Raw genomic sequence first — 26128 nt, 5'->3', positions numbered from 1 at the left:
CGTGGCGGTGGTCGACGCGTGGGCCTGGTGGAGCAAGGAGATCGGCAGCGACCGCGACTACTCGGTCATCGACTCCGGCAGCTTCGGCGAGGAACTGAGCGGGATCGACGATGAGATCCGGGCGCTGTCACTCGGTAACCCGCCATCGGCCGGCCACGAGGGCGGACTGCCGTGGGTGTCGTTCGCGTCGACGGCCGAACCCCATCCGCGGACCAGGGTGTGCTGGTGGGACTGGACCGAAGGCAGGGACGTCGGCGGCCGCCCGATTCTGGCGGTGCTCTACCTGCGCCTCGATCTGCCCGGCCCGCCCGGGATGGAGGCGCTCGCCGGCTACGCCCGTACCCTCTGGCAGCAACACCGCCGCGACCGTGCCGCGCTCTCCACCGACCCGCCGCCCATCGTGGGGGCGGACCTCGGTGACCTGACCGTCGATCCGGACCTTCGCCGGTGGGCGGCCGCCGTGGCAGCGCTGGCCCTGTGTACCCGGGTCCGGGTCATCACCCGGGACGGCGACACACCCGAGCAGGCCGCCCGCCTGCTCGATGGGATCGTGGCGCTGTTGCCCGCACCGGTTCGCAACACCCTCGTGGTGACGACCGGCATCAACCGTGACACCAACGGCCCGTACATCATCGCGGTCGGGCGTGCCGCCGAGCGAGACGCCGAGCTGGTCCACCCGGACACGATGCCTGACCTGCGGGCGTTCCCGGAGGCCGAGGCCTACCGGCTGATGCTGGAACGTCTGTTCGCGATCTACCCGGTCGAGAAGGTCGTCGCCTACCTGACCGCCGCCCCGTCACTGTCACACAAGCTCGGCAAGGCCGCCGCCCAGGCCGGTACCGCCTACCTCGCCCGGATGGACCGGCTCACCGAGGTCGGCGACGCCCTGCTGCGTCGTGAACCCGTCGAACTCGACGAGGTACGCCTGCTCGTCGACACGAACACGCTGACCGACCGGCTCCCCAAGCCCGCACACGGCGCCTTCCTGCGGCATCTGCTGCAGCATGGCGACGCCGAGGACCTGAACCGGGTCGCCGGACAGTGGCTGCCCGGCACCGAGACGTTACTGATCGACGCCGTCGGTGACCGCGAACGCCGGCAGACCCTCTCCGCGGAGTGGATCGAGGCGGCGATCGTGCCGGTCGAGGTCGCCGATGCCGACCGGGTCCTGCTGCCACTGCTCGACCGGTACGGCGCCACCGCCCCGGTCGCCGCCCTGCTGGCCGCCGTCGTGCCCGTCCTCGCCGCCGACGCCACCCGCGCCCGGCTGCTGCAGACCGCGCGGCAGGACCAGTGCGCGGAACTGGTCCGGCTCACCGGGACCGAGGTGCCACGCTGGCTTGCCGGCGCCGACCACGCGCCCGACTGGACGAAACTGCTGGTCGACGCCGTTATGGGGAATCGCGGGTCCCGGCCCGACGTCACCGACCCGCACTGGCTGGCCGTCGCCGCCGATCTGGCCGGAAAGCGGCACCCCGCCCTGCGGGCGCTCGAAACGCTGCTGTCCGACCTCGTCGCCGCCGCGACACACACCCCGAAGCGAAACCCGTGCGGGCTCTGGCTCGAGACCCTGCCGGTCGCCGATTCGGCGAGCCGGGCCAGCGCCGACTTCGTACTGCTGATCTCCGGGCAGACGCTACCGCCCGGGCTGCGCTCCGGTTCGCCCTTCGCGCGGACCGAGGTGTACGCCCGGTACCTCGCCGACCAGGTGACCCGCTTCCCGGAGAGCGCCGAACGGGTCCGCCTCAACCTGGTCCGGTGGCTGGCACATCCCGACGCCACCGAGGACGCCGTGATCCTGCTCGACCTGCTCCTGCGTTCCGGCCGCTTCGAGCACGACGAGGTGCTCGACGCCGTCGCCCAGGTGGTCGAGGACCGGCCCGACCTGCTCGACCGGCACAGCACCAACGAGCTGATCGTTCAGGCACTGGACACCCATCCGGGACTGAGGCAGCTCGTCCGGCTGCGCTCGGTCCGGCTCGCCGCCCAGGCCGGGGTCTCCCGCGCCGACCTGGCCGCAACCGTCGCCTGTGCCCTCCGGGAGGGCTGCGAGCCGGTCTCGCTGTGGCCGGAACTGAGCGCCTGGCCCGGCGCGCGCGACGCGGAACAGCTGTACGACCTGACGGGCGAGGTCGGCTCCCAGCTCTCCGGCGAGACCGGGCTTCGGGCGATGCGGGCCGGCGCCACCACGCTGCTGATCGCCCTGCCGCGTCGCACCCAGGACCGGGTCAGCCGCCGGATCCTGGCCGAGGTGACGAAGGAGGCTGACCGCATCGAGAAAGAGATCGCCTCGCTGACCGAGGAACAGCGGCTCATGACCGACCTGCGGGAACTGTTGCAGGCCCCGCCGGAGCCGGCCGATGACCCGCAGTACAGCTGGTGGGAGCAGCTGTGGGCCACCGTTCGGAGGCTTTGGTCACCCGGCGACCGGGAGGTGCGGCGGTGAGCGGAGCGGGTATCGACTGGCGGCCCGCCCGGACCGTCGTGGCCACCTGGCCGCTGGGGAGCGAGCCGATCACGCTGCCGTCCGAACTCACCTACCGCGGCTCGGCCGTCCGGCTCGGCGTCCCGGAGACCGCCGCACCGGGAGATCGGGTGCTGACCGGCAGCGACGTGGCGACCCTGCTGCACCAGGGCGACACCGGTACGGCCGGCCACTACTTCGGGCTGCTCGCGGCACAGACCCCACCCGGTGCGGGGGTGCCCACCGTGGTCGCCGTCCCCGGCCTGTTCAGCGACGACCCCGCCGCCGTACACGCCCTGCACGATCTGCTCACCACAACGGTCCGGCTGCCCGTCCTCCGGATCGTCGGCGTACCCCTCGCCGTCGCCGCCTACGCCACTCTGACCGGTGCCCGCCTCCACTCCGAACCGGGCACCCCACTGGTCGTCTGCGACCTCGACGACGCCGGCGCGGTCGTGACCGTCCTGAACACCATCGGCCAGCAGGTCCGCCCACACCCGACAGCCGGGGTGTCCAGCCCGGCGAAGGCCTTCGACCGGGCCGGCCGGATCGGCGGCGCCGTGATGAAAGCCGTAGGTCTGATCGGGCCGGTCCCGTTCGACCTGATCGTGCTCGGCGACCCCGAACCGCGGCAACTGGTGACCGAGGCCGTCACCGCCCAGCACCCAGCCCCCGTACGGGAGATCCGCCTGCAGGCCCCGGCTTCCGCCGTCGCCGTCGGCGCCGCCGCCATCGCGGCCGCCGCGGTCACCGTCGACGACGTCTGCCCGTTCGGGGTGGAACTGCCGGTCCACGACATCACCGACGGCTACCTGAGCAGCCGCTGGCAGCGGCTCGCCGACCCCGACACCCTTCGCACCGGTACGCCCGGCTCCCCGCCCGCCGGCGGGCACGGTGACCTGGAGGTCGAGGTGGCGGCCGGCTCCGTCCTGACGGTCCGGCTCACCGCCGACGGCTACCGGCCGCTCGACGTGACCACGGAACCGAACCTGCCCGCCGGCCTCTACCGGGTCGCGGCCGTGCTCGACGAGGCCGGACTCGCGCTCCTGTTCACCCCGCCGGGCGCGGAACCGCTGCGGGTGCCCCTCGACGCCGGAAAGGCCAGTTCGTGACAACGCTGCTCAGCCGCCTCGCCGTCCCCGTCGCGGTCACCGCCGCGCTGGCCGTCGCCATACCCGTCCCCGCGTCCGCCGACGAGGGTCGCGGCGCCATGTATGCGGCGCTCGGCGTGGACGACGTCGGGGCCGACTACCTGTTCCTGATCGACGCGTCGACCTCGATGCGGCCGTCGTTCAGCAACCTGAAGAAGGAACTGACCACGTTCTCCGGATCGCTCGCCTCCGGTGACCGGCTGGCCTTCGTGCCGTTCGGGGCGCAACCCGACCCGCAGCCGTGGCTGCCCGCGAAATCCAGCGAGAGCAGCGCGGCCATCGCCGGGCTGGACACGCCCGACCAGAAAGACACCGACTTCCTCACCGCACTGAACTGGGCCGTCGACCACCTCGCCAGGGACACCAGCGCCGCCGGCCGGGTCGCCACCGTGGTCCTGCTCACCGACGGCGACCCGTCGGCGCCCGGTCTCGCCGAATGCGCACTCCCGCCGGCCTCGACCTGGGCGCCGGTGCGATCCCGGGTGCGGGAGTTGGAGGGGACCCGGCCGGTGCACGCGTACGCCGTACCCCTCGAATTGAAGGCCAAGCAGTGCCACGGCCCGACGCCGTTGTCGGTTCTCCAGCAGGCGTTCCCCTCCGGGGAGCAGATCAACCCGGGAGCGAGTACGACCGTGTACCTCGATCAGGCCAAGGAGTCGGCGCGGGCGGAGAAGGCCCGGCAGTTGTTGTCCAGCAAGGGTGAGCTCGACAAGACCGTCACGATCACCTGGCCGGACGGGGTGCACAGCCTCGACCCGACCCAGGCCGGGGTGCGGCTCCCGGTGCGGCTCGCCGTCTCGGGCAGCGGCCCCGCCAAGGTGGCGGACCTGACCGGCACCCTCAGCGTGAAGGTCACCGACGACGACGGGACCCGTGCCGTCGAAGTGCCGGTCACCGCCGACCCGGCCACCGTCACCATCCCCGCCGGCGGCCAGGCCGCCACCGTCGTGCTCACCGCGAACCTGCCGCAGCCGGGCGGCCGGACCATCCTGCGGGAGGACGTCACCCTCGCCGGCACGGTCTCCTTGAACGGCCGGATCAGCGCGCCCTGGCTGGACCTCGCCGGCGGTGACCTGGCCTCGAAGCTGACCTCGACGATCACCCCCGCCCAGGCCGAAGTCGCCGGCACCGGCAGTCGCGGGGTGCCGAACGCGTACTGGCTGGTCCTGCTCGTCCTGGCGGTCGTCGCCGCGGTGTGGCCGCTCGTCCGCTACCACCGGGCCCGGCCGCTGATGTCCGGCGACCTCGACATCAAACTCCGCGACGGCCAGACCACGACGGTGACGCTCCACAACCGGCGCACGGTCCGCAAGGCGGTCGGCGACGGCACGCTCCATCTGCGGGGCGTCCGCGAGGACGGCACGGCGAAGATGGCCGTCACCTGGACCCCCGCGATCGGCTCCGCCGCCGTCAAGACCCTCTCCGCCGGTAAACGGGTGATCCTCGGCAGCGTCGACGTCCGCCACCGCCCCCGCGGTGCCTAGCGCGGTGATTACGCGGAAGCGCCCCTCGCCATGACTCATGGCAAGGGGCGCTTCCGGAAGGGCTCCGAGCGGTCCTGCTAGACGTGCCAGACCAGGCTGCCGTGCCGGATCTGGGTGGTGATCAGGACGGCCAGCACGATCAGGTCGGCGACTCCGAGCGCGACCGCGATCAGGCCGGCGTTGCGGCTGGGCGTGCCGGAGCCGTGCCGGCGAGCGGTGATCGCGCCGAGCGCGATGGCGGTCGGCCCGAACACGACGTTGAAGAAGAACAGGCCGGCCACGCCCAGTGCCAGCGACCCCACCGCGCGGTCGTCGAGGCTGCCGACGCGTTTGACGAAGTTCATGGCGGTCCTTCCTTGGGTCAGTGGCGCCGGGAGAGCGCCGCGGCGCGCCGGGTGACGAGGAGAACGGCGGCGGCCAGCAGCACGCCCACCGCTATGAGCAGTGGCTGTCCGGTGAACAGGGCCGGGCCGGCGATCAGGGCGATCATCGCGATCGTGGCCATCAGTGCCGCCATTTGCTGCCCCCTTTCAGTTGACAGTTGTTTACTGAATTCACCATAGGTCTCCGCCATCTCAGTGGACAGGTGTTTACTGAGTGACATGAACCACCGCCACCCGGCGCCCCTCGACCGGCTCACCCGGCCGGAGCAGAAGGCGCGCACCCGGCAGGCGCTGCTCGACGCGGCACTGTCCCTGATGGAGCAACGAAGCCTGAGCAGCATCGGCCTGCGGGAGGTCACCCGTGCGGCGGGGGTCACCCCGACCGCCTTCTACCGGCACTTTCCCGACGTCGACAGCCTCGGCGTGGCCCTGGTCGACGAGTGCCTCGGCAGCCTGCGGGCCACCATACGCACCGTCCGGGACGGGCTCAGCTCCAGCGATGAGGTGATCAACCGGTCGATCGGCATCCTCACCCGGCAGGTGCACGACCACCGGGAGCACTTCCGCTTCATCGCCCGGGAGCGTCACGGCGGCGTGCCGGCGGTCCGCGCCGCGATCGCCGAGCAGCTCGATCTGTTCGCCGCCGAGCTGGCCACCGATCTGGCCGGCGACAAGTTGCTCGGCGGCCCGCAATTCGACCGATGGATCGCCACCGACCTGCGGATGGTCACCAGCCTCATCGTCAACCACATGGTGTGGACGGCCGCGGCGTTGCTCGACGCGCCGCCGGACTCCGCCGACGCCGAGGCGCGGGTGGTCGACGCGGCAAGTCGCCAGTTGCGGCTGATCGTGCTGGGCGCCCGGCATTGGGCCACGGAGGATTGAGGCACCATCTGGACGGGTGAGCGGCGACGGTCGAGCGCCAAGTGGCAAGAACGCCGTACAACCGCAGGTCAGACGGTGTGTGATAAGCCGCGTGAGGATCTTTCAGGCTTTGGTCACCGCTGTGCTCGCCGCCGGCGTCGTGCTCGCGGATCCGCTCCCGGCCAGCGCCGACGACCCACACGTCCTGCCGCTGGACCCGGTGACCTTCGAGGAGCTCGGAGCGATCCTCCAGCTGTACGTGCCACCCACTCACTCCGTACAGGCGGCCGATCCGACCGCGAGTGCCCGATGCGGGCCGGCCGCTCCCGAGCCGGTGCCGGACGGCGAGCCGATCGTCGTCACGATCGGCTCGGCCGAGCCGTTCACGGTCGGGAAGATCGACGCGGCGACCTGGCGGAATCCGCCGGTCAAGGATCCGTCCTGGCGGCTCAACTTCCAGGGGCTGATGTGGATGCGGCCGCTCGCCCGGCGTGCGGCCCAGGACGGGCAGTCACAGTCGCTGGCCGCGCTGGTCGCCCAGGCGGTGGACTTCCACCGCGACGACCCCGACCCGGAGACCAGCACTTCCGGCTGGGACGAGGGCAGTGCGCTGCGCCGGCTCGAGACCGAGAGCTGCCTGTACAGCCTGACCCAGGCGGTGGAGCTGATCCCCGGCATGACCGATGACGCGGCGGTCCTGCTCGGCTCGCGCTATTACGGGCCGCCGAACTCTCCGGTGCACAACCACGGGCTGATGGCCAACCTGCAGCTCGTCCGTGCCGGCGACCTGCTCGGCATGTCGTTGTGGACGGACACAGCCGTCGAGCGGATGGCGGCCGAGGCGCCGCTCGCCTTCTCCCGGGCCGGGTTGGCGTACGAGCAGTCCTCCGGTTATCAGGGCGTGAACGCGGCCCTGTGGGAGCGGGCGGCCGCGGTGCTCGGCGACTCGCCCGGCACCGTGGCGACAGCGGACGAGCTGATGAAGACCGTCGCCAAGGCCTGGGTGGCGTACTCGTGGGAGACCGAGCCGGACGGCAAGATCGTGCAGATCGGCGACTCCGAAGAGCAACCCGGCCAGGTCGGCACCCTCACCACCCCGCGGGTCCTGCGCGACGACCAGACCGGCCACGTGATCGGCCGGTGGTCCTGGACCGACCCGCTGACCAGCTACTACACCATCCGGTACGGGCCGCCCCGGCGCGCCCACGGCCATGAGGACCGGGCCGGCGGCGTCACTTGGACCACCATGGGAACCCGGGTGCTGGTCGGGCCCGGCAAGTTCACCTACGACAAGGAATCGCCCTGGTACGTCTGGATGATCAGCCCGACCAGCCACAACGTCGCCGTACCGGACAAGGGCACCGTCCGCCTGGGCCAGACCGCGAAGTTGACGGCGGCGAAGGTGCAGGCTCCCGCGCATGCTTGGACCTTCACCGACACCATCTACAACACCCCGCACACGCGCAACATCAATGTCAACCGCGACACCCGCCGCATTCGGGTCTCCGACTCGTTCCCCAAGTCCGCGTTGTGGCGGCAGCACTGGCACCTGGCTCCGGGCTGGACGCAGACCTCCGGAAAGGTCAACGGCACCACGCTGACCTTCGGCCACCCGTCCGGCCGGAAACTCACCGTGACCACCACCGGGCGTGTTTCGGGCATCCTCGAGGCGCAGACGAATCCCATCAATGGATGGCACTTCCCCACCGCCGGTGTCATGACGCCGGGTCCGCAGATCGTCGTGCGTTCCTACCGCCGGTCGAGCATCACCACGTTCACAGTCAAGTAACAGGGAACCGCGAAGGGCGAAGGGCGAGTGTGGCCGTGGTCGCATCCGCGGCTTCGAGCCGGCTCCAGACCTTAGGTCTGGCTGAGGCACGGCCGATGAAGGAGGCGTCGATTTCAGGTACTGGGAAGGACGCGTCGTGCGCTTCGGTCGATCGGGTGTGGGAAGGCGGCTCGGAGCGGCGTTCTCCGTGCTCGCGGTGCTGATGGTCGCCGCTGCCGGCGCGGGCTGGTTGGCGATGACGCGCCAGCAGCACGCGCAGGATCAGGCGGCGCGCCTGGAGAAGGTGCACCGGGACGTGGAGCTGGTCAACTTCCAGCTGGCGGACATCTCCGGCTGGCAGGGACTGGTCTTCTCCGACATCGCGGCCTACGGCGCCGAGAAGGCGCTGGGCAAGGACGGCTTCAACCGTCAGGCGATGCTGAAGACCAAGGACAAGCTGTACGAGAGCTTCACCAAGGCCCACACCGCCGACATGACGCCCCAGGAACGGGAGCTGTACGCGAAGCTCAAGCCGGCTTGGGACGACTTCTTCAGCTGGGACGCCAAGATCATGGACTGGATGCGGGACGACACCCGGGCCAGCAAGGTCAAGGCCATGGAGGCCACCAACGACGGCCCCGCGGCGGAGTCGTACGGCGTGATCGCCGACACGGCGGACGCCCTGAGCGAATCGGTGGACAAGCGCATCGAGGAGGCTCACCAGGAGAGCCAGGACGCCCAGCGGATGGGTCTTTACACCATGGGCGGTGTGCTGCTCGTCGCGCTCGCCTTGGCGGCCGTGCTGAGCATCGTGGCCACCCGGTCCGTCATCCGGCCGCTGTCGGTCGTCGTCGACGCGCTCGGCAAGCTCGCCAAGGGCGACCTCACCGTCAACGTCGACGTCCGGCGCAAGGACGAGCTCGGGCAGCTCGGCACGGCCCTGAACGAGACGGTCGAGTCGTTGCGCGACACCGTGGGTGCGCTCTCCGGGCACGCCGACTCGCTCGCCGGCGCCTCCGACGACCTGTCCCGGGCGTCCGAGCAGATCGCCTCCTCCGCCGACGAGACCAGCGCGCAGGCCCAGGAAGTGACCCGTTCCGCCGCGCAGGTGTCGGCGAACGTGGACACCGTCGCGATGGGCAGCGACGAGATGGGCGCCGCGATCCGGGAGATCGCGCAGAACGCCGGTCAGGCCGCCGCCGTAGCGGCCGAGGCCGTCAGCGTGGCCCAGACGACCAACAAGACCGTCGGCAAGCTCGGCGTCTCCTCGGCGGAGGTCGGCAACGTCGTCAAGCTGATCACCGCGATCGCCGAGCAGACCAACCTGCTCGCGCTCAACGCCACCATCGAGGCCGCCCGGGCCGGTGAGGCCGGTAAGGGATTCGCGGTCGTCGCCAGCGAGGTCAAGGACCTGGCCCAGGAGACCGCGAAGGCGACCGAGGACATCTCGCAGCGGGTGGAGGCGATCCAGGCCGACACCGCGAGCGCGGTGGAGGCCATCGAGCAGATCGCCGAGATCATCGAGCGGATCAGCAAGTACCAGATCATGATCTCCGCCGCGGTCGAGGAGCAGACCGCGACCACGGGGGAGATGGGCCGCAACGTCACGGAGGCCGCCGCGACCAGCCGCGACATCGCCACCACGATCGCGGCGGTGGCGCAGGCCGCGGAGATCACCACGACCGGTGTGAGCCGTTCCCAGCAGGCCGCTTCCGACCTCGCGCGGATGGGCGGGGAGCTGCGGGCCCTGGTGTCCCGCTTCCAGCTGGGCTGAGATACCGCCCGGTCTCGTCGAGCCCGCGATCCGTTACCGATTCTTCGGTAACGGATCGCGGGCTTTCGTGGTCCTCGAGGCGCCTTTTCCTCGAATGCGTCAGGACGTGGATCTGGCCAGTTCGTCGAGTTTCGCTTTGACGGTGTTCCGCAGGTCGTCGCCGGATGCGGCGTTGACGACCTGGACGTTCGCCGCCGCGGTCCCACCGTTGACGGTGATGAACCTGGCCTGGGGATTCGTCCCGGCGACCTTGGTCGCGGCCGCGACCTGCGGGTCGCCGACCGCGATGATCACCTGGCACTGACTGCCGGTCAGGGAATTGACGAATCCTTCCGCGTTGTCGGCTGTCTGCGGGCCGGTGACCGAAAGATTCTGCACTTTTACCAGAGTCGTCACGGAAATCTGCTGCATGGACGTCCAGACCGATTGAGCGGGTTCTTTCGCGACCCCGTCCTGGTCGGTGAGCAGGCAGGCGGTCGCGTCCAGGTATTCGCGCTGACGCGGCTCAGGGTCCGGCCACAGTGCCCACGTCGTGATCCCGGCGGCGACGACGAGGAGCGATCCGGCGGCGACGAGGCGCCCGCGACCCCTGGTGAGGAAGGTTTCTGGCCGAATCCATGTACCACGGCTTGACCTTGACTTCTGGGGCATCGACGGAGGGTATGCAGATGAACGCGCTCAGATCAAGATCTTGCTTTAATCGATGACCGTGCATCATGCTTCCCCGAATCTTGGAAGAAGCTGTGAACACGGGGGCTTTACATGAGACGGCGAATAGCTGTCGTCACGGCACTGGCCTTGGGTCTGTCCGTAGGCGTACCGCCCGAAGTCGTTCCTGAACACGGAGGATGGCCGCTCTCGGGGCTGCTTTCCGCCCTTCGGCAGGCGCCGGCCCTGGCCGCCGTCGCCGGGCTGCCCAAACAGGAGCGTGGTGGGGCGACGGGTGACGTCGACCATTACGTGTCGACCGGTAAGACCCAGGCCAACGGTGGCGCCGGGACGGCGCCCGGCCGTGGCAAGGGCATCGTCGACCCCGAGCAGCCGAACAAGCCGGCGCAGAAGGCGGTCACCACGCCGAAGAAGCCCGGTGACGAGAACAGCTTCGACAAGCTTACGAGCAAGCGGCTGCCGAAGCGGTCGTCGGCGACGTATGACGAGTTCGAGAACGAGGACGGCTCGTTCACTCGGGTGATCTCGGATGAGCGGGTCAACTTCAAGGCTCCGGATGGTTCGTACCAGCCGATCGACACGAAGCTGACCAAGCGCGGCGATCGCCTGGAGACCGGCGCGAACTCGATCGACGTCTCGCTGCTCGCGACCGGCGCCGACACCACCCCGACCGCCGCCACCCCGACCGTCGCGCCTTCGGCGTCGACGCCGGCCGCACCGGAATCCCCCGCCGCGCCGAGCCTGCGGGTCGAGTCGGCCGAGGACGCGCTGGTCGCGGTGACCACCGCCTCGGGTTACTCGATGGCGTACGACCTGGCCGGCGCCGCCGCGGTGCCCGCGGTCGTGAACGGCTCGACCGCGACGTACAACGAAATCCTGCCCGGCACCGACCTCGAGCTGCGAACGACCAACAGCGGCACCAAGGACACCCTGATCCTGAAGTCGCCCGCGGCCGGTAACGAGTGGGTGTTCCCGCTCAAGCTGCAGGGCCTGACCGCGAAGAAGCAGAGCGACGGCTCGCTGAACCTGGTCGCAGCCGACGGCAAGGTCGCCATGCGGGTCCCGCGGGGATACATGCAGGACTCCAAGGTCGACCCGCATTCGGGCGCACCGGCCGAGTCCATCGCCGTGCAGTACGACCTGATCACCGTCGACGGTGGTCCGGCGCTGAAGGTGACGGCCGACGCGGCGTGGCTCAACGACCCGGCGCGGCAGTATCCGGTGCGCATGGACCCGGAGATCTCGACCGCCGACACCGGTGACATCTTCACCGACAACAGCACGTCCACCGTCGAGCACAACGGCGACAACCTGCCGGTCGGCACCTGGAACGGTGGCGACACCATCTCCCGGTCGTTCATGCACTTCGACGAGTTCGACAACGACGGCCTGGTCGGGACGCAGATCAAGTCGGCGAAGCTGTTCATGTTCCACACCTGGTCGTACAACTGCGGCGACCACGACCCGATCTACGTCCGGCGGGCCACCAGCAAGTGGACCGTCGCCGACATCGAGGCGGCCAACGGCGTCCTGAGCTCCGGGCCGACCTACTCGTCGCCGATCGCCACCTGGACGATCACCGACAACTACCCGGCGTGCACCAACACCGGTGGCAACCGCGGCACCGGCGCGTGGCGTTCGGTGTCGCTGCCGACGCAGACGTTCAACGGCTGGTCGACCGGCACGATGTCGAACTTCGGCCTGGCGCTGACCGCGTCGGAGAGCGACTCGACGGCGTTCAAGCGGTTCACCTCGGCCAACTACGGCGATACCGGGACCGACCCGCGCATCGAGATCACCTACGACTACAACACCGACCCGCAGGTCAACGAGCAGTACCCGGCGTACGGGGCGACCGCGGCGACGCTGACGCCGGAGCTGATCGCCGACGCGAACGACCCGGACAACTGGCCGAAGACGCTGGAGTACAACTTCTTCGTCTACGACAAGGACCAGAAGACCCAGATCGCCACCTCGGGCTGGCAGGCGAAGAAGTCCTGGACGGTGCCGGTCGGCACGTTCACCTGGAACGAGTCCTACTACTGGACGGTCCAGGTCCGCGACGGTCTGGCCGACAACCACGAATACCTGATCAAGAACCTGCTGACGACACCGGTTCCGCAGCCGTCGATCACGTCCGCGTTGTCGCAGAACCCGGGTCAGGGCTTCGACTCGGTGATCGGTAACTACACGACGGCCGCGCGGGACGCGATGGTCAACACCATCGGCCCGCCACTGGAGATCAACCGGCAGTACAACAGCAGTGACCCGCGGATCGGTCAGGCGTTCGGCGCGGGCTGGTCGAGCATCGCCGATGTGAAGGCGACCGAGAAGCCGGTCACCATCAACGGCTCGCAGCGGATCAACACCGTCGTGGTGACCTACCCGACCGGTCGCGAGCTCGCGTTCGGCCGCAACAACGACGGCAGCTACCTCTCGCCGGCCGGTCAGGCTTCCACCTTCACCGAGGCTACGGTCGATGACAAGCGTGTCTACCGGCTGACCGAGAAGGACGGCACGACCTACGAGTTCAAGCAACTCGTAACGGATTCGCCGGAATTCCCCGTGATGTCCATCAAGGACGCGTCCGGCCGTACGCAGACGTTCGCCTACACCGACGGCCGGCTCACCACGATCACCGCGGCCTCCGGCCGAACCCTGGATCTGATCTGGACGGAGACGTCGCCGAAGCACGTCGCCTATGTCGCCACCGACCCGGTCACGCCGGGGGACTGGGACTCGGTCAACACCTGGAAGTACGAGTACACCGGCGACTCGCTGACGAAGGTCTGCCCCCCGGACAACTGGGGTGACTGCCACACATACCAGTACAACGCCACCGGCTCGCTGTTCCCGACCGCGATGGTCAACGCCCGGCCGCATTCGTACTGGCGGTTGAACGAGACCACCGGCACCACCGCGGCCAGCTCGATGCTGGAGAACGCCGGTGCCGACGTCGGCACCTACAGTGGGGTGACCCTGGGACAGGGCGGCCCGCTGGCCGGTACGACCTCCACCGCGGCCGCTTTCAACGGCACCTCCTCGCAGCTTCAGATTCCGTCGAACCTCGCCTCCGACGGCGCGAACCAGGCGATCAGCATGTGGTTCAAGTCGTCCACGACCGGCGGCGACAGCGTGCTCTACGGCCAGTCGATGGAGGCGGCGGCCTCGACCGCGGCGACCACCAACCGCGCCTACAACCCGAACCTGTACATCGGCTCGGACGGCCAGCTGATGGGTGGCTTCGCGAAGGCCCCGAAGCTGGGTGCCTCGCTCGGCACGCTGACCGCGGTCGGCCAGGGCCAGTGCCTCACCGTGCCGGGCAACGTCTCGACCAACGGGACCCGGCTGGCGATCGCCAACTGCGCCGGCACCGCGAACCAGCTGTTCACCTGGGCCACCAGCCGGCAGCTCCAGGTGACCACCGGCGGCGTGGTCAAGTGCGTGGACACCGAGGACCAGGAGGCCACCAACGGCACCGACCTGGTCATCAACACCTGTGCCTCGACCGCGGGCAGCCAGCGGTGGGACGTGCAGGCCGACGGCCAGATCGTCAGCGACTTCTCCGGCCTCTGCCTGGACTCCGTCGGTGACGGGTCGCAGACCAACGCCCTGATGCAGATCTGGGCCTGTGGCAAGTCGCGTCCGGTCGACCAGCTCTTCCTGACCCGCATCCACACCCCGATGGCGGCCACCACCACCGTGAACGGCGTGGTGTCGGCGCTGAAGGTGAACGACAACGCCTGGCACCACGTGGTGCTGTCCGCCTCCGGCAACCGGCAGGACCTGTACCTCGACGGCAAGCCGGTCGCGTTCGAGACCGGCGTGACCGTGCAGGACATCACCCCGGCCTCCTCGTTCATCGGCAAGGGCTTCCTCGGCGGCGGCTGGCCCAACCAGTCGCACGCCAACGCCAACAGCAACCTGGGCACCCGGGACTACTTCACCGGCTCCATCGCCGACGTGGCGGTCTTCGACACCCCGGTCGACGGGCAGCTCGCCGCCGACCTGTACAGCACCCGCAACTCTGTCAGCCTGATGACGAAGGTGGTCCGGCCCTCCGGCAACGCCACCGCGGAGATCGCGTACGACCCGATCACCAGCCGGGTGAGCCAGGTCAAGGACGGCAACGGCGAGACCTGGACGCCGGAGAAGCCGGCCATCGTCGGCTCGACCAAGATCTACGAGAGCGCCGTGCTCGGTGGCGCGCCGACCAACTACTGGCGGATGGCCGAGTCCGGGGTGACCCAGGCGGTCAACCAGGTCAACGGCAACATCGCCACGTACAACTCGGTCGGCCTCGGCTCGGTGGACGGCCCGTTCGGAACGGCGAACAAGGCCGCCTCCCTCAACGGCACGAGCTCCTTCGTGGCACTGCCCACCGATGTGACGCCGGCGGGGAACAGCTCGGTCTCGATGTGGTTCAACACGACCACCGTCAAAGACGTCCTGCTGGGCATGAAGAGCTCCACCCGGTTCGACACCCCGACGATGTGGATCGATGCCGACGGCAAGCTGCGCGCGCTGTCGCCGTCGAAGACCCCCACCGGCCCGCTCAACAGCACCCAGATCCCCGGCAAGTGTGCCGACGTCCAGGGCAGCGGCACCGCCGACGACACGCCGATCCAGATCTACACCTGTAACGGCACCGCCGCGCAGAACTGGACGTTCACGCCGGACTCGGCCAACGTCAACTTCACGGTTCGCGCCCTGGGCAAGTGCCTGGCGGCCAAGGGCGGCACGCTGACCACCGGCACCAAGGTCGTCCTCGACACCTGCGACAACACCGCCGGACAGTCCTGGGTGCCGATCAACGGCGCGCTGATGGCCGGCAGCAAGACGTCGGGTGTGTGTCTGGACGACCCGGGCCAGTCGAAGACCGACGGCACCGACCTCCAGCTCTACACCTGCAACTACGGCAAGGCGCAGACGTGGATGCCGGCGCTGACGAGCAAGGCGGCGGTCAACGACGGCAAGTGGCACCACGCGGTGCTGGCCACCAGCGGCCTCGCTCAGACGCTCTACGTCGACGGCGCCAAGGTCCAGTCGACGAGCGGCTCGGTGGCCATGGCTCCCGACCAGGCGGCGGCCTACACCCTCGGCCAGGGCTACACCGACGGCCTGGGCAGCACCACCGTGACCAGCCGCGGCAGCCTGTTCCACCTGGAGCCGAACGTCGCGAACTACTTCGCCGGCAGTGTCGCCGAGGTGGCGTTCTACGCCTCCGAGGTGGATGCGACGCAGGCGCAGTACCAGTTCAAGGCGAAGGCCGCGGCCACGGCGGCGCCGTCGGGTCAGATCAACTATGTGGTGACCGGGCCGAAGGACCCGACGACGGGGCAGCCGGCGAAGACCACGACGATCAACGATCTGACGTACGGCCGGAAGGCCGCCGAGATCGACGCGTTGGGTAACACGACGCGGTTCGGTTACAGCGGTAAGGGCAACCTGCGTACGGTCACCGACCCCAACGGCAACATGACGATCAACGAGTACGACGTGCGCGGCAACGTCGTGACGGTGACGACGTGCCAGGACCGGTCAGCGAACATCTGCTCGACGTCGTACTCGACGTACTTCCCGGACGCCACGACGCTCAAGCCGGCGCCGAACATCCGTAACGACCGGCTGATCGAGCAGCGGTCACCGGGCTCGCAGTCGGCGACCGACAACACGTACCTGACCCGGTATGAGTACGACGACCAGGGCAACCGGGTCAGCGAGACCGATCCGCTGGGTCGCCGGACCACGATCACCTACACCGACGGGACGACCCGTGGTGGTTTCCAGGGTGGAACGGCACCGGCTGGTCTGCCGTGGCGGGTGGTCAAGCCCGGCGGCGGTATGCAGACGATCCTGTACTACCCGAACGGTGACGTCGCCGAGGCGACCGACCCGGCCGGTGAGGTCACGCGGTACGAGTACGACGGTCTCGGCCGTACGGTCAAGGAGATCGACGTCGTCAAGGGCGTGCCCGGCGCGACGGTGGGCTACACCCACGACCGCCAGGACCGGGTGGTCACGGTGAAGGACGCGGCGATCACGAACGCGGTGACCGGCGCGGTGCACACGCCGGTGACGACGCTGTCGTACGACATCGACGGGCAGTTGACCGCCGAGACCGTCTCGGACGCGACCGGTGGTGACGCGTCCCGGACGGTGACCTACGGCTATGACAGCTTCGGCCGCCGGACCTCCGAAACCGACGAGCGTGGCAAGAAGATCGAGATCGGGTACGACTCGTACGGCCAGGTGAACCGGCAGACGCACGCTGACGGTTCGACGGTGATCACGAACTACGACGCGGTCGGCAATGAGGTGTCGACGGTCGTCAAGAACTTCACCGGTGACCCGGACTCCCCGTCCGCGGCGCGGGATCTGAAGGTTCGGCAGTTGTCGTACGACCCGGCCGGTCGGCTGGCGTCCGAGACCGATGCCATGGGCTGGGTCAACGAGTTCAAGTACACCGACAACAACCTGCTGGTGTCGGTGACCCGTACCAACGGCTGCGACACGGCGGTGACGCCGGGCTGCACGAAGCAGTCGTATGTGCTGGAGAGCAACTCGTACGACACCGCGGGCAACGTGGTCACGCAGATCTCCAACAACGGCCGCACGAAGACGACCCGCGCGTACGACACCTTGGGCCGGAACACGTCCGCGACCATCGAGGTGGCCGAAGACGGCGAGACCACTACCAACCGCACCACCACGTACACCTACTCGGCCGAGGATGAGCTGCTGGGCACCACGCTCGGCGACGGCTCGGCGGTGCTCTCCTCGATCGGTAACACATACGATCGGCTCGGTCGGGTACGGCAGCAGACCAGCTATCTCTCCGCGGGTGTCACTCCGACGTTGCGGTGGAAGCTGGACGAGAAGACCGGGACGACGACCGCGGATGCGGCCGCCAACAACCCCGGCACCCTGTCCAACGGGGTCGCCTGGTCCACCGAGCGTGGTGGCGCGGCCGTCTTCGCTGGTGGTGCATCCGGCACGATCGCCGGTCAGGCGCCGGTGGACACGCTGCAGCCGTACACGCTGAGCGCCTGGGTCAAGCTGGCCAACAAGGATGCCGACGGATTCGTCGCGGCGATGCCCGGTGACATCGGTAGCTCCGCGCTGAAGGTCTACTACGAGAAGGCGACCGACTCGTGGCGTCTGGCCATGGCCGTGCGCGATGCCAACGGTGAGACCAGTTGGCCAAGTGGTGACAGCACGTACACGACTGGGTCGGCGACCACGGAGTGGACGCACCTCGCGGTGACGGTCACGCCGAACCCGGCGGTGGGTGGCGCCAATACCGCTCAGCTGTATGTGAACGGTGCGGTCAAGGCGGCGCTGTCGACCACGAAACAGCTCAACAACCAGGCGACCGGCCTGCTCGTCGGTGGTCAGAACGCGACCAGCGGCATCTTCGCCGGCCAGATCGACGACGTGCAGGCGTACCAGAAGGCGCTGACCGCGACTGAGATCGGCCAGCTGCAGAGCGGCGCACTCCCGGCCGCCGGTGCCCAGGTCAGCCGGATCAGCTACGGCTTGGACAGCGACGGGTCGATCACCTCGGTGACCGACGCGAAGGGCACGAATACCTACATCCAGAACGACGCGGTAGGCCGCGCCGTGGTGACGACCAGCCCGGAGATCAGCTCGGTCACCGGCGAGGACGCCCCGGTACGTACTCGCTCTGTCACCCGCGTCGGGTTCAACACGTTCGGTGAGGTGACCGAGGAGAAGGACCCGTACGGCAACGTCTCGATCAACCGGTACGACGGCGTGGGCCAGATCGTGGAGCAGGAGCTGCCTCAGTACACGGCGCCTGGTGCGAGCACGGCTCTGCGGCCGAAGACCGCCGCCGAGTACAACAGCGTCGGGCAGGTCATCTCCAGCACCGATCCGCTGGGTGCGGTCACGCGTTACACGTACGACCAGCTCGGCCGTACGACCAAGGTGGTCACGCCGGATGACGGTGTGACCCGGTACAAGTACGACGACAACGGTGAGTTGCTGTCGCACACCGACCCGAACGGTGCGCAGGCCACCTCGACCACCGACTACCTGGGTCGCACGATCACGGCTACCGAGGCGGTCCGGCAGGCGGGCACCGGTTACACCACCACCTACACGTACGACAGCAGCCCGTGGCCGACCAGCGTCAAGTCGGCCAGCGGCGTGGTCACCAACTTCAAGTACAACAGCATCGGCGAGCAGACCGCGGTCACAGATGCCGCGGGCGGTGTCACCAAGACGAAGTACGACGGAGTCGGACGTCCGGTCAAGGTGACCGCGCCGGACGGCAGCTATGCCACCGGCACCTACGACATGCTCGGCCGGACCGTCAGCTCCTCGAAGTATGCGGCGACAACCGGTGAGCTGCTGAGCACCCAGACTCAGCGGTTCGACATCAGCGGCAACGTCTTGACCGCGAGTAACGAGTTCAATCCGGCGGTTGCCGCGAACACGGATCTACCGGGCAGCAAGCACGAGACCACGTTCGAGTACGACGAGATCGGCCAGCTGGTCAAGCAGTTGGAGCCGATCAGCGCCTCTGACTCGATCGAGTCGAAGTTCGGCTACGACGTGGGTGGGCGGCAGACCCGGTTCACCGACGGGCGGAACAACCGGTTCATCACCACGTACAACGCGTGGGGTCTGCCGGAGCAGCAGATCGAGCCGGCCACGGCCAGCACGCCCGGCCTGCCCGACCGGACCTTCACCATGACCTACGACGGTGGCGGCCGGGCGACCCGCGTGGACTCCCCGGGCGGGGTGACCGCGACGTCGGAGTACGACGTCATGGGCCGGCTGATCAAGAGTTCCGGTAGTGGTGCGCAGGTCGAGACGAAGGACCGTTCCTTCACCTACGACCTGACTGGGCGGGTGACCTCGTTCACCGGCGCGGCCGGGAAGAACACGGTGCAGTACGACGACCGCGGTTTGATCACCTCGATCGCCGGCGTCTCCGGCAACTCCTCGTACGCGTACAACGCGGACGGCGCGTTGACCACTCGCACCGACGGGGCCGGCACGACGTCCTACACGTACGAGACCAGCACCGGCCGGCCGTCGAAGGTGGACAACGACACCGCCGGTGTGCACATGGGCTACAGCTACGACTCGATGTCGCGGGTGAAGCAGATCGCCTACGGCGGCAACACCCGCACCTTCACCTACAACAAGTTCAGCCAGTTGGAGTCGGACGAGGTCAAGACCTCGGCGGGCGCCAGTGTCGGGAAGATCGCCTACGGGTTCGATCTCGACGGCAACATGACCAGCAAGACGACGACCGGGTTCAACGGGGCATCGACCAACACCTACAAGTACGACTGGGCGAACCGGCTCACGCAGTGGGACAACGGCGTCACTCCGACCGTCTACGCCTACGACAAGTCCGGTAACCGGATCCAGGCCGGGTCGAAGACGTTCACCTACGACGAGCGCAACCAGCTCGTGAAGGAGAACTCCACCGGCACCACCTACCAGTACTCGCCGCGTGGAACCCTGACCTCGACGGTCACCAACGGGGTGGAGACCAAGACCGTCACGGACGCGTTCAACCAGGTCATCTCGCAGGGGACGAAGAACGGTGGTACGTCCACCTACTCCTACGACGGTCTGGGCAGGATGATCCTGCCGAACCTGACTTACACCGGGCTCGGCAACGATGTAGCGGCCGACGGCACCACCGTCTACGTCCGCGATATCGGCGACGATCTGGTCGGTGTCGCGTCCGGCAGCAACCAGCGTTACGCCTGGACCGACCTGCACACCGATGTGGTCGGCGAGTTCAGCGCTACCGGTACTGCTCTGAGTGGGTCGGTGTCGTACGACCCGTGGGGCAAGATCATGGCCAGCGGCGGGATGATCGGCAAGCTCGGCTACCAGCAGGAGTGGACCGACCAGGGCACTGGCAAGGTCAACATGTTGTCGCGCTGGTATGACCCGGAGACCGGCGCGTTCGACACCCGCGACACCGTGGACAACGACCCGACTTCGGGCGCGGGTGCGGCGAACAAGTTCGCGTACGCCGAGGGCAACCCGATGACCAACACCGATCCCACCGGTGAGGGCGTCGGCGGCAAGTGCGGCAAGTACGACTACGCCTGCGAGGTGGCCAAGTATCAGGCCGCGTTGAAGGTCTACAACACGGCCATGGAGGTCCGCGAGCGCGGCATGAAGGCCGTCGGCCAGGAGATCGTCGCGCAGGAGGCCGCGTACCTGCGGGCCCTGCGGGAGAGCAACACCTCCTTGCTGGACATCCTGCTGCAGGTCGGCATCGGGATGCTGCTCGACATGATCGGCTACAACTCGCTGGTCGGTTGTCTCGGCGGCAGTGTCATGGACTGTGTCGACCTGGCGTTGAGCGCGCTCGGCCCAATCAAGGCACTGAAGATCGGTAGGTCGCTGTACAAGGCCGCGGACCGGGCGTTCGCCGGCTACCGGTTGTGGAAGCGGATCGTCGAAGGCGCCCGCACGGTGATGCGGCGTGCTCAGGACATGCTCAACCTGGCGCGCAAGAAGCTCAACGACCTGATGTCGAAGGTGCCGAAGAAGCCGAAGCCGCCGAAGAAGAAGCCGAAGCCGCCGGCGAAAAAGAAGCCCAAGCCGAAGCCGAAGCCGGAGAAGAAGCCGGCCCCGTCCAAGCAGGCCAAGAAGCCCAAGCCGCAGAAGGCCCCGAAGAAGCAGGACAAGCCGAGCAAGAGCAAGCCGAAGCAGTCGAAGCAGAAGGACAAGTCCAACTCGAAGAAGGAGAAGGAGTCCAAGCGGCAGAAGGAGGAAGGATCAGATGACTCGGATGATTCAGATGATTCGGAAACTGCCAGCTCCTGTCCGGACGAGCCGACGCCGGTAGACCCGGAGACGCACAGCTTCGATCCGTCGACCAAGGTGTTGATGGCCGACGGAACGACGCGGCCGATCTCCGAGGTCAACGTCGGTGACTCGGTCCTGACCAAGGATCCGGTCACGGGCGAGGTCAGCTCGCGGCAGGTCACCCTGCTGCACTCCAACCGTGACCTTGACCTGACCGACGTCACGGTGTCGGCGGAGCCCGCCGACGCCGACAAGCGGACGGCGGATCAGACCGAGGGTAAGGGCGGCCGTAGTACCCGCGGCCCAACCGAGCCGACGGTCCTCAAGACCACGGCGCACCATCCCTTCTGGGACGCGACCACCAAGAAGTGGATCGACGCGGCTGAACTGGTCCCGAACAAGTCGACCCTGGTCGGCCCGGACGGCGAACTGCAGTACGTCACCGGAGTCAAGAACTTCGCCGGCGCGGAGATCATGCGCGACCTCACGGTCGCCGACGTCCACACGTACTATGTTGTTGCTGGCCAGCAGCCTGTACTCGTCCACAACAACAACGCTTGTTCGGTCGCGGGCCGGTTTGCTTACAAGCGGGCACTGCATTTCCATGAACAACTCAAGACCACTGATTACCGAGGCGGATACGACTTCAGGTATGGAACCACCGCGGTTGTTCTAGCCATGGACAAGAAGGGCAAGCTGCGTACGATCGTCGCCTCCAACGAGGATGTCCTGGACTCGCGTATTCGGGGCGCCCTCAACAAAGCAAGGGGAGACGTCGAAGCGACAGGCGAAGGTCACGCAGAGATCACAGCGCTCAACTATATGGAGGAACAGGGCTGGACCTTCGTCGGCGGTGCAACGAACAGGAACACCTGTCCGTACTGCATCAACGAGCTACGTGATCGTGGCTACGCGCAAGAGGGTCCAAAAGAGCGTGGCTATGTCCAGAAGAACAACACGAAGAAGAGCTGGTTCGTTTGGGGCCACAGGATGTTCAGGCGGAAGTAGATGACATCAGAGGATCAGATGCGTGCTGACGGTGACGGCAGTGAGGCGACACGTATTGCCGTTGCTCTCATCCTTCTGCGCTACTGTGCTTGGTCTCCTGGCCAGGGCCAGCCCGAGTGGCGTACGTCGGCACGCGATCTGATGTCACAAGCTGTTCGATTGGCGACTGCGATAGTCGAGCAGGAGCCCGGTTGGCGTACGTCGATCGAGCAGCTGTCGGTAGGGGTGGAGGATTGGCTTGAAGGGTACGACCCGGATGCTGGTCCTTTCCGCACGAAGATCTTCCAGCACATCAACCTGATCTTCGATGCACTTCGCCTGATTAGCGATCCCGGTCGTCGAGAGCTTCTGGAGAGCTGTTTCAGGCGTGCCGACCAGCTTGCGGAAGGTGCCGTTTATCGCGGAACCAAGCACTATCAAGGACAGTGGAGTTTTGTGGATCTGAAGCAGCGCGAGGGAGAGATCAGGGCGTTGGCCAGCGATGATTCAGCGCAGGCCCGCAGTCTCAGCCGAGACTTCTCCCGCCTGTACGCAGACGTTCTTGAGAACTCGTTCACCGTCGTAAGCTGAGAGCGCCGAGGCTTCAGCTCCGCGGCCCGCTACCGATTCCTCGGTAACGGGCCGCGGGCGTTTCATCGGCTCGAAGGCGTCTTCCCGGAATGGGTCAGGACCCGGCTTTGGCCAGTTCGCCGAGCTTGGCTTTGACGGTGGGGGCATGAATAGATAAGCGCGGGCTCTTGATTGGCAGATGGTTCCCACGCCAACTGCTCTCAAGAGCCTGTGAGGTCATTGCTCCACTCCTGCGGGCGCCCGCCCGCCGGCGACCCGCCGAGGCTGACCGGAAGCCCGCTGTCGACGGCGGCCGGAACCCCACTCGGAACATGTCGTCTGTCGACCGAAGAACGTGTGAGATACCGCTGATAGCCATCCGGACAATCGGCCGGTACGGTACAGACGCCGTGCCCGGTGATCTTCTGCCGCTTCGGTGGGACAGACGGCTGATTGGGGAGTAATCAATGCCCGGAGCAGGCCGCTGGCTGAGCTGGTCACGCCGACGGCGGCCCGACCAGGGCGACCTCCCCGCCGCACCAGAGCAGGCCCCGGCCCCGCCGGAGCCGCAGCCGGAAGCGGCGCAGCTGCCGCAGCCGGTGGAGAAGCCGGACCCGTGGCGTCCGATCGCCGGCGAGTTCGCCCTCCGCCTCCTCACCCTCACCTGGGAAGCCGTCCACCACATCGGAGAGGCTGAGTTCCGCGAGCAGGACCCCGAACGACGCAAGATCCTGTTCCGGATCGATCACTCCGTCACCCGGGTCCGCCGTCTCGCCGAAAACCTGCGGGTCCTCACCGGAGAGCCGTTCGACGACCCGGACCAGCAGATCACCTCCCTGCGCGACGTGACCCACGCGGCCGGCTCGGCCGTCGAGCACTACGAGCGCCTCCACTTCGGACCGATCGCCGACCTCGCGGTCGCGGCCGTCGCGGCCGACGACGTGATCCGGATCCTGACCGAGCTGATCGACAACGCCGACCGCTACTCGCCGCCGACCGAGCCGGTCACCATCTCCGCGCACCTGACCGGCGACGGCGACGTGGTGATCCGCGTCGAGGACGTCGGGATCGGCCTCAACCCGGCACATCTGCCGTGGATCGAGCGGCTGCTGTCGGACCCGGCCGGTCCGGACGCCGGTGACCTGCATCCGGGGCATCTTGGCCTGACCGTCGCCGCCGTGCTCACCCGCCGGCACTCGTCGCTGCGGGTCCGCCTCGTGCCCCGGCAGGCGCGGGGCACGACCGCGATGCTGCTGATCGGCGCGGAACTGCTCTGCGAGGCGCCGCGGAGCGAACCGATGGCCGCTCCCGCTTCCGTGCCCGCTGCCGCACCGCCGCTCACCGGGAACCATCAGAACGACGTGACCATGGTGCTTCCGGTGCTGCAGAAGCCGATGCCCCGCCGTGTGCCGGGCAGCGTCCGCGGCGCCGGCCTGCCACCGGCCGCCCCGGTCCCGGCCCCGGCACACCAGACCGCCTGGCACGACGACGCCGCCGACTTCAACGCCGGCGTGGACGCCGCCCGCGCCAACGCTTCCCAGCAGAGCGCGACCCCTCAGCCGAGCGTCGCCTCCCAGCGAAGCGCCACGCCCCAAGAGAGCACCGCCTCCCAGCAGAGCGCCCTTCAACAGAGCACCACTTCCCAGCAGAGTGCCCTCCAACAGAGCACCACTTCCCAGCAGAGCGTCCTCCAACAGAGCACCGCCCTCCGACAGAGCGCCCCCCAGCAAAGCATCGCCCCCCAGGAAGAGCCGAAGGACCGCAATGACTGACTACCGTTCCCCCGCCGGTGCCAGCGAAGGGACCAATGACGCCCAGCCGGACATCTCCTGGCTGATCGGCCAACTGGTCCGCGAGGTCCCCACGATCACCGCCGTCGTTCTGGTCTCCGCCGACGGCCTGCAACTCGCCTCCTCCGGCCACCTGAGCCGCGAGCACACCGAGAGCGTCGCCGCCCTCGCCGCCGGTTTCCTCGGTATCACCGGCCAGCTCGGCGGCCTGCTGCAGCTCGGCGCCCCGGAGAATCTGAGCATCCGCTACCCGCACGGCCACCTGGCCTTCCTGCGGATCGACGACCCCTCCGGCGAGTTCGTCGCGGCCCTGCTGGTCTCCGCCCAGCCGCAGACCCAAATCGGTCAGCTGGGGTACGCCATGACCACCTTCAGCCAGGCCGTCGGCCACGCCCTCACCCCGGAAACCCGGCACGCGCTGCACCAGAACACTCTGCCCGCGCCGGCTCGCTGATCGGAGGCACCGATGGCTCGAAGGCCGGGGTTGCACTGGAAGGTGCGCCCGTACATGACCGCCCGGGGACGAACCAGCAGCCGTAACCCGCTGTTGGTTCATACTCTGGTCTCCACCGGTGACCGGTACGACCCGGTCCTCGCCGCCAGCCTGGCCCCAGCTTCCCGGTCGCTCTACGAGCAGGCCCGTCGGATGTGTTCGGTCGCCGAGCTGTCGGCGGCCTGCGGGCTGCCGCTCGGCCTGACCCGTCTGCTGATCAATGACCTGCTCAAAATCGGTCAGCTGGTCGTGCATGACGCCCGTTCCTCGCAAGACCTAGCGCTCCTGGAGAGACTTCGTGCCGGCCTTCTCCGACTCACGTGAGGCGAACCTGAACAGGCAGCTGACCTCGGCGAAGATCGTCATCGCCGGTGGCTTCGGCGTCGGCAAGACCACCGCCGTCGAGGCGATCTCGGAGATCCCGGCGATCCGCACCGAGTCCTGGATGACCGCGGCGGCGGCCCAGATCGACCGTCTCGACCCGGGCATCGACAAGGTCACCACCACGGTCGCGATGGACTTCGGCCGGGTGACCATCGACGACTCGCTCGTGCTGTACCTGTTCGGCACGCCGGGCCAGCCCCGGTTCTGGCCGATGTGGGACGACCTGGTCCGGGGCGCGGTCGGCGCGCTGGTCCTGGTCGACACCAACAATCTGGAGAACTCGTTCGCCGCGGTCAACTACTTCGAGAACGACGCGACGGTGCCCTGGATCGTCTGCGTCAACCCGTTCCACGGGATTCAGACCCACGAGCTCTCCGCCGTACGGGAGGCGCTGACCCTGCCTCCGCACGTCCCGTTGATCGCCGCTGACGTCCGCGATCCGCGCAACGTCGCGCGCGCGTTGCTGGCCGTGGTGAACCACGCGACCGAGCGAGCCACCGCCCACGCCGCGACTGGCGTCGGGTAGTACTACAGG

Annotated in this window: 15 protein-coding genes; 12 read left to right on the top strand and 3 right to left on the bottom strand. The window is 68.2% G+C overall.

From position 1 onward, the window contains the following. Window position 1: 1 nt before the first annotated feature. From CHC09_RS00995 to CHC09_RS00985, 3 genes are read left to right on the top strand one after another with little or no spacing between them, the layout of a single operon-like run. Window positions 2-2446 (top strand): hypothetical protein, encoded by a 2445-nt coding sequence (locus CHC09_RS00995; protein ID WP_089291021.1) that lies wholly within the window; start codon window positions 2-4, stop codon window positions 2444-2446. Continuing rightward, window positions 2443-3576 (top strand): hypothetical protein, encoded by a 1134-nt coding sequence (locus CHC09_RS00990; protein ID WP_143232176.1) that lies wholly within the window; start codon window positions 2443-2445, stop codon window positions 3574-3576. The genes CHC09_RS00995 and CHC09_RS00990 overlap by 4 nt, the downstream gene beginning before the upstream one ends. Next, a complete protein-coding gene (locus tag CHC09_RS00985; RefSeq protein WP_089291019.1) occupies window positions 3573-5099 on the top strand; it encodes a vWA domain-containing protein in 1527 nt (508 codons plus the stop codon). The genes CHC09_RS00990 and CHC09_RS00985 overlap by 4 nt, the downstream gene beginning before the upstream one ends. Before the next feature lie 77 nt (window positions 5100-5176). On the opposite strand, the gene CHC09_RS00980 is transcribed toward CHC09_RS00985, so the two are convergent. Beyond that, window positions 5177-5443 (bottom strand): hypothetical protein, encoded by a 267-nt coding sequence (locus CHC09_RS00980; protein WP_089291018.1) that lies wholly within the window; start codon window positions 5441-5443, stop codon window positions 5177-5179. Window positions 5444-5460: 17 nt separating this feature from the next. Next, window positions 5461-5616, bottom strand: coding sequence for a hypothetical protein (locus tag CHC09_RS46060; protein WP_179276908.1), 156 nt, complete (start codon window positions 5614-5616; stop codon window positions 5461-5463). Between the two features lie 85 nt (window positions 5617-5701). Between CHC09_RS46060 and CHC09_RS00975 the strand changes: the two genes are divergently transcribed. The 3 genes from CHC09_RS00975 to CHC09_RS00965 all read left to right on the top strand — a co-directional run bounded on the left by CHC09_RS00975 (window position 5702) and on the right by CHC09_RS00965 (window position 9888). Beyond that, on the top strand, window positions 5702-6367 hold the full coding sequence (locus CHC09_RS00975; RefSeq protein WP_089291017.1) for a TetR family transcriptional regulator: 666 nt from the start codon (window positions 5702-5704) through the stop codon (window positions 6365-6367). A gap of 91 nt (window positions 6368-6458) precedes the next feature. Next, window positions 6459-8135, top strand: a complete 1677-nt coding sequence (locus CHC09_RS00970; RefSeq protein ID WP_143232175.1) for a heparinase II/III domain-containing protein — start codon at window positions 6459-6461, stop codon at window positions 8133-8135. Between the two features lie 136 nt (window positions 8136-8271). Further along, window positions 8272-9888, top strand: coding sequence for a methyl-accepting chemotaxis protein (locus CHC09_RS00965; RefSeq protein WP_239138110.1), 1617 nt, complete (start codon window positions 8272-8274; stop codon window positions 9886-9888). 99 nt (window positions 9889-9987) lie between these two features. Here the strand turns inward: CHC09_RS00965 and CHC09_RS44870 are convergent, their stop codons facing one another. Next, entirely contained in the window at window positions 9988-10539 is a 552-nt protein-coding gene (locus tag CHC09_RS44870) for a type 1 periplasmic-binding domain-containing protein (RefSeq protein ID WP_143232174.1), read from the bottom strand. Between the two features lie 111 nt (window positions 10540-10650). On the opposite strand from CHC09_RS44870, the gene CHC09_RS00955 reads away from it, so the two are divergent. The 6 genes from CHC09_RS00955 (at window position 10651) to CHC09_RS00930 (ending at window position 26119) form a co-directional block, all read left to right on the top strand. Next, on the top strand, window positions 10651-22377 hold the full coding sequence (locus tag CHC09_RS00955) for a LamG-like jellyroll fold domain-containing protein (RefSeq protein ID WP_089291014.1): 11727 nt from the start codon (window positions 10651-10653) through the stop codon (window positions 22375-22377). Continuing rightward, a complete protein-coding gene (locus tag CHC09_RS00950) occupies window positions 22378-22947 on the top strand; it encodes a hypothetical protein (protein ID WP_143232173.1) in 570 nt (189 codons plus the stop codon). Between the two features lie 446 nt (window positions 22948-23393). Continuing rightward, window positions 23394-24698, top strand: coding sequence for a sensor histidine kinase (locus CHC09_RS00945; protein ID WP_089291012.1), 1305 nt, complete (start codon window positions 23394-23396; stop codon window positions 24696-24698). After that, window positions 24691-25170 carry a roadblock/LC7 domain-containing protein gene (locus CHC09_RS00940; protein WP_089291011.1) on the top strand — a complete coding sequence of 160 codons (480 nt, stop codon included), beginning with the start codon at window positions 24691-24693 and terminating at the stop codon, window positions 25168-25170. The genes CHC09_RS00945 and CHC09_RS00940 overlap by 8 nt, the downstream gene beginning before the upstream one ends. 54 nt (window positions 25171-25224) lie before the next feature. Continuing rightward, entirely contained in the window at window positions 25225-25533 is a 309-nt protein-coding gene (locus tag CHC09_RS00935) for a DUF742 domain-containing protein (protein WP_203833030.1), read from the top strand. Continuing rightward, window positions 25508-26119 (top strand): GTP-binding protein, encoded by a 612-nt coding sequence (locus tag CHC09_RS00930; RefSeq protein ID WP_218827152.1) that lies wholly within the window; start codon window positions 25508-25510, stop codon window positions 26117-26119. Before CHC09_RS00935 ends, CHC09_RS00930 begins: the two co-directional genes overlap by 26 nt. The last annotated feature ends 9 nt before the right edge of the window (window positions 26120-26128 follow it).

This window comes from Actinoplanes regularis (genome assembly GCF_900188005.1).
In the GTDB taxonomy this organism is placed as follows: Bacteria; Actinomycetota; Actinomycetes; order Mycobacteriales; family Micromonosporaceae; genus Actinoplanes; species Actinoplanes regularis.
Note: the sequence above shows the minus strand (reverse complement) of the source record. Positions and strands in the feature narration are given on the sequence as shown.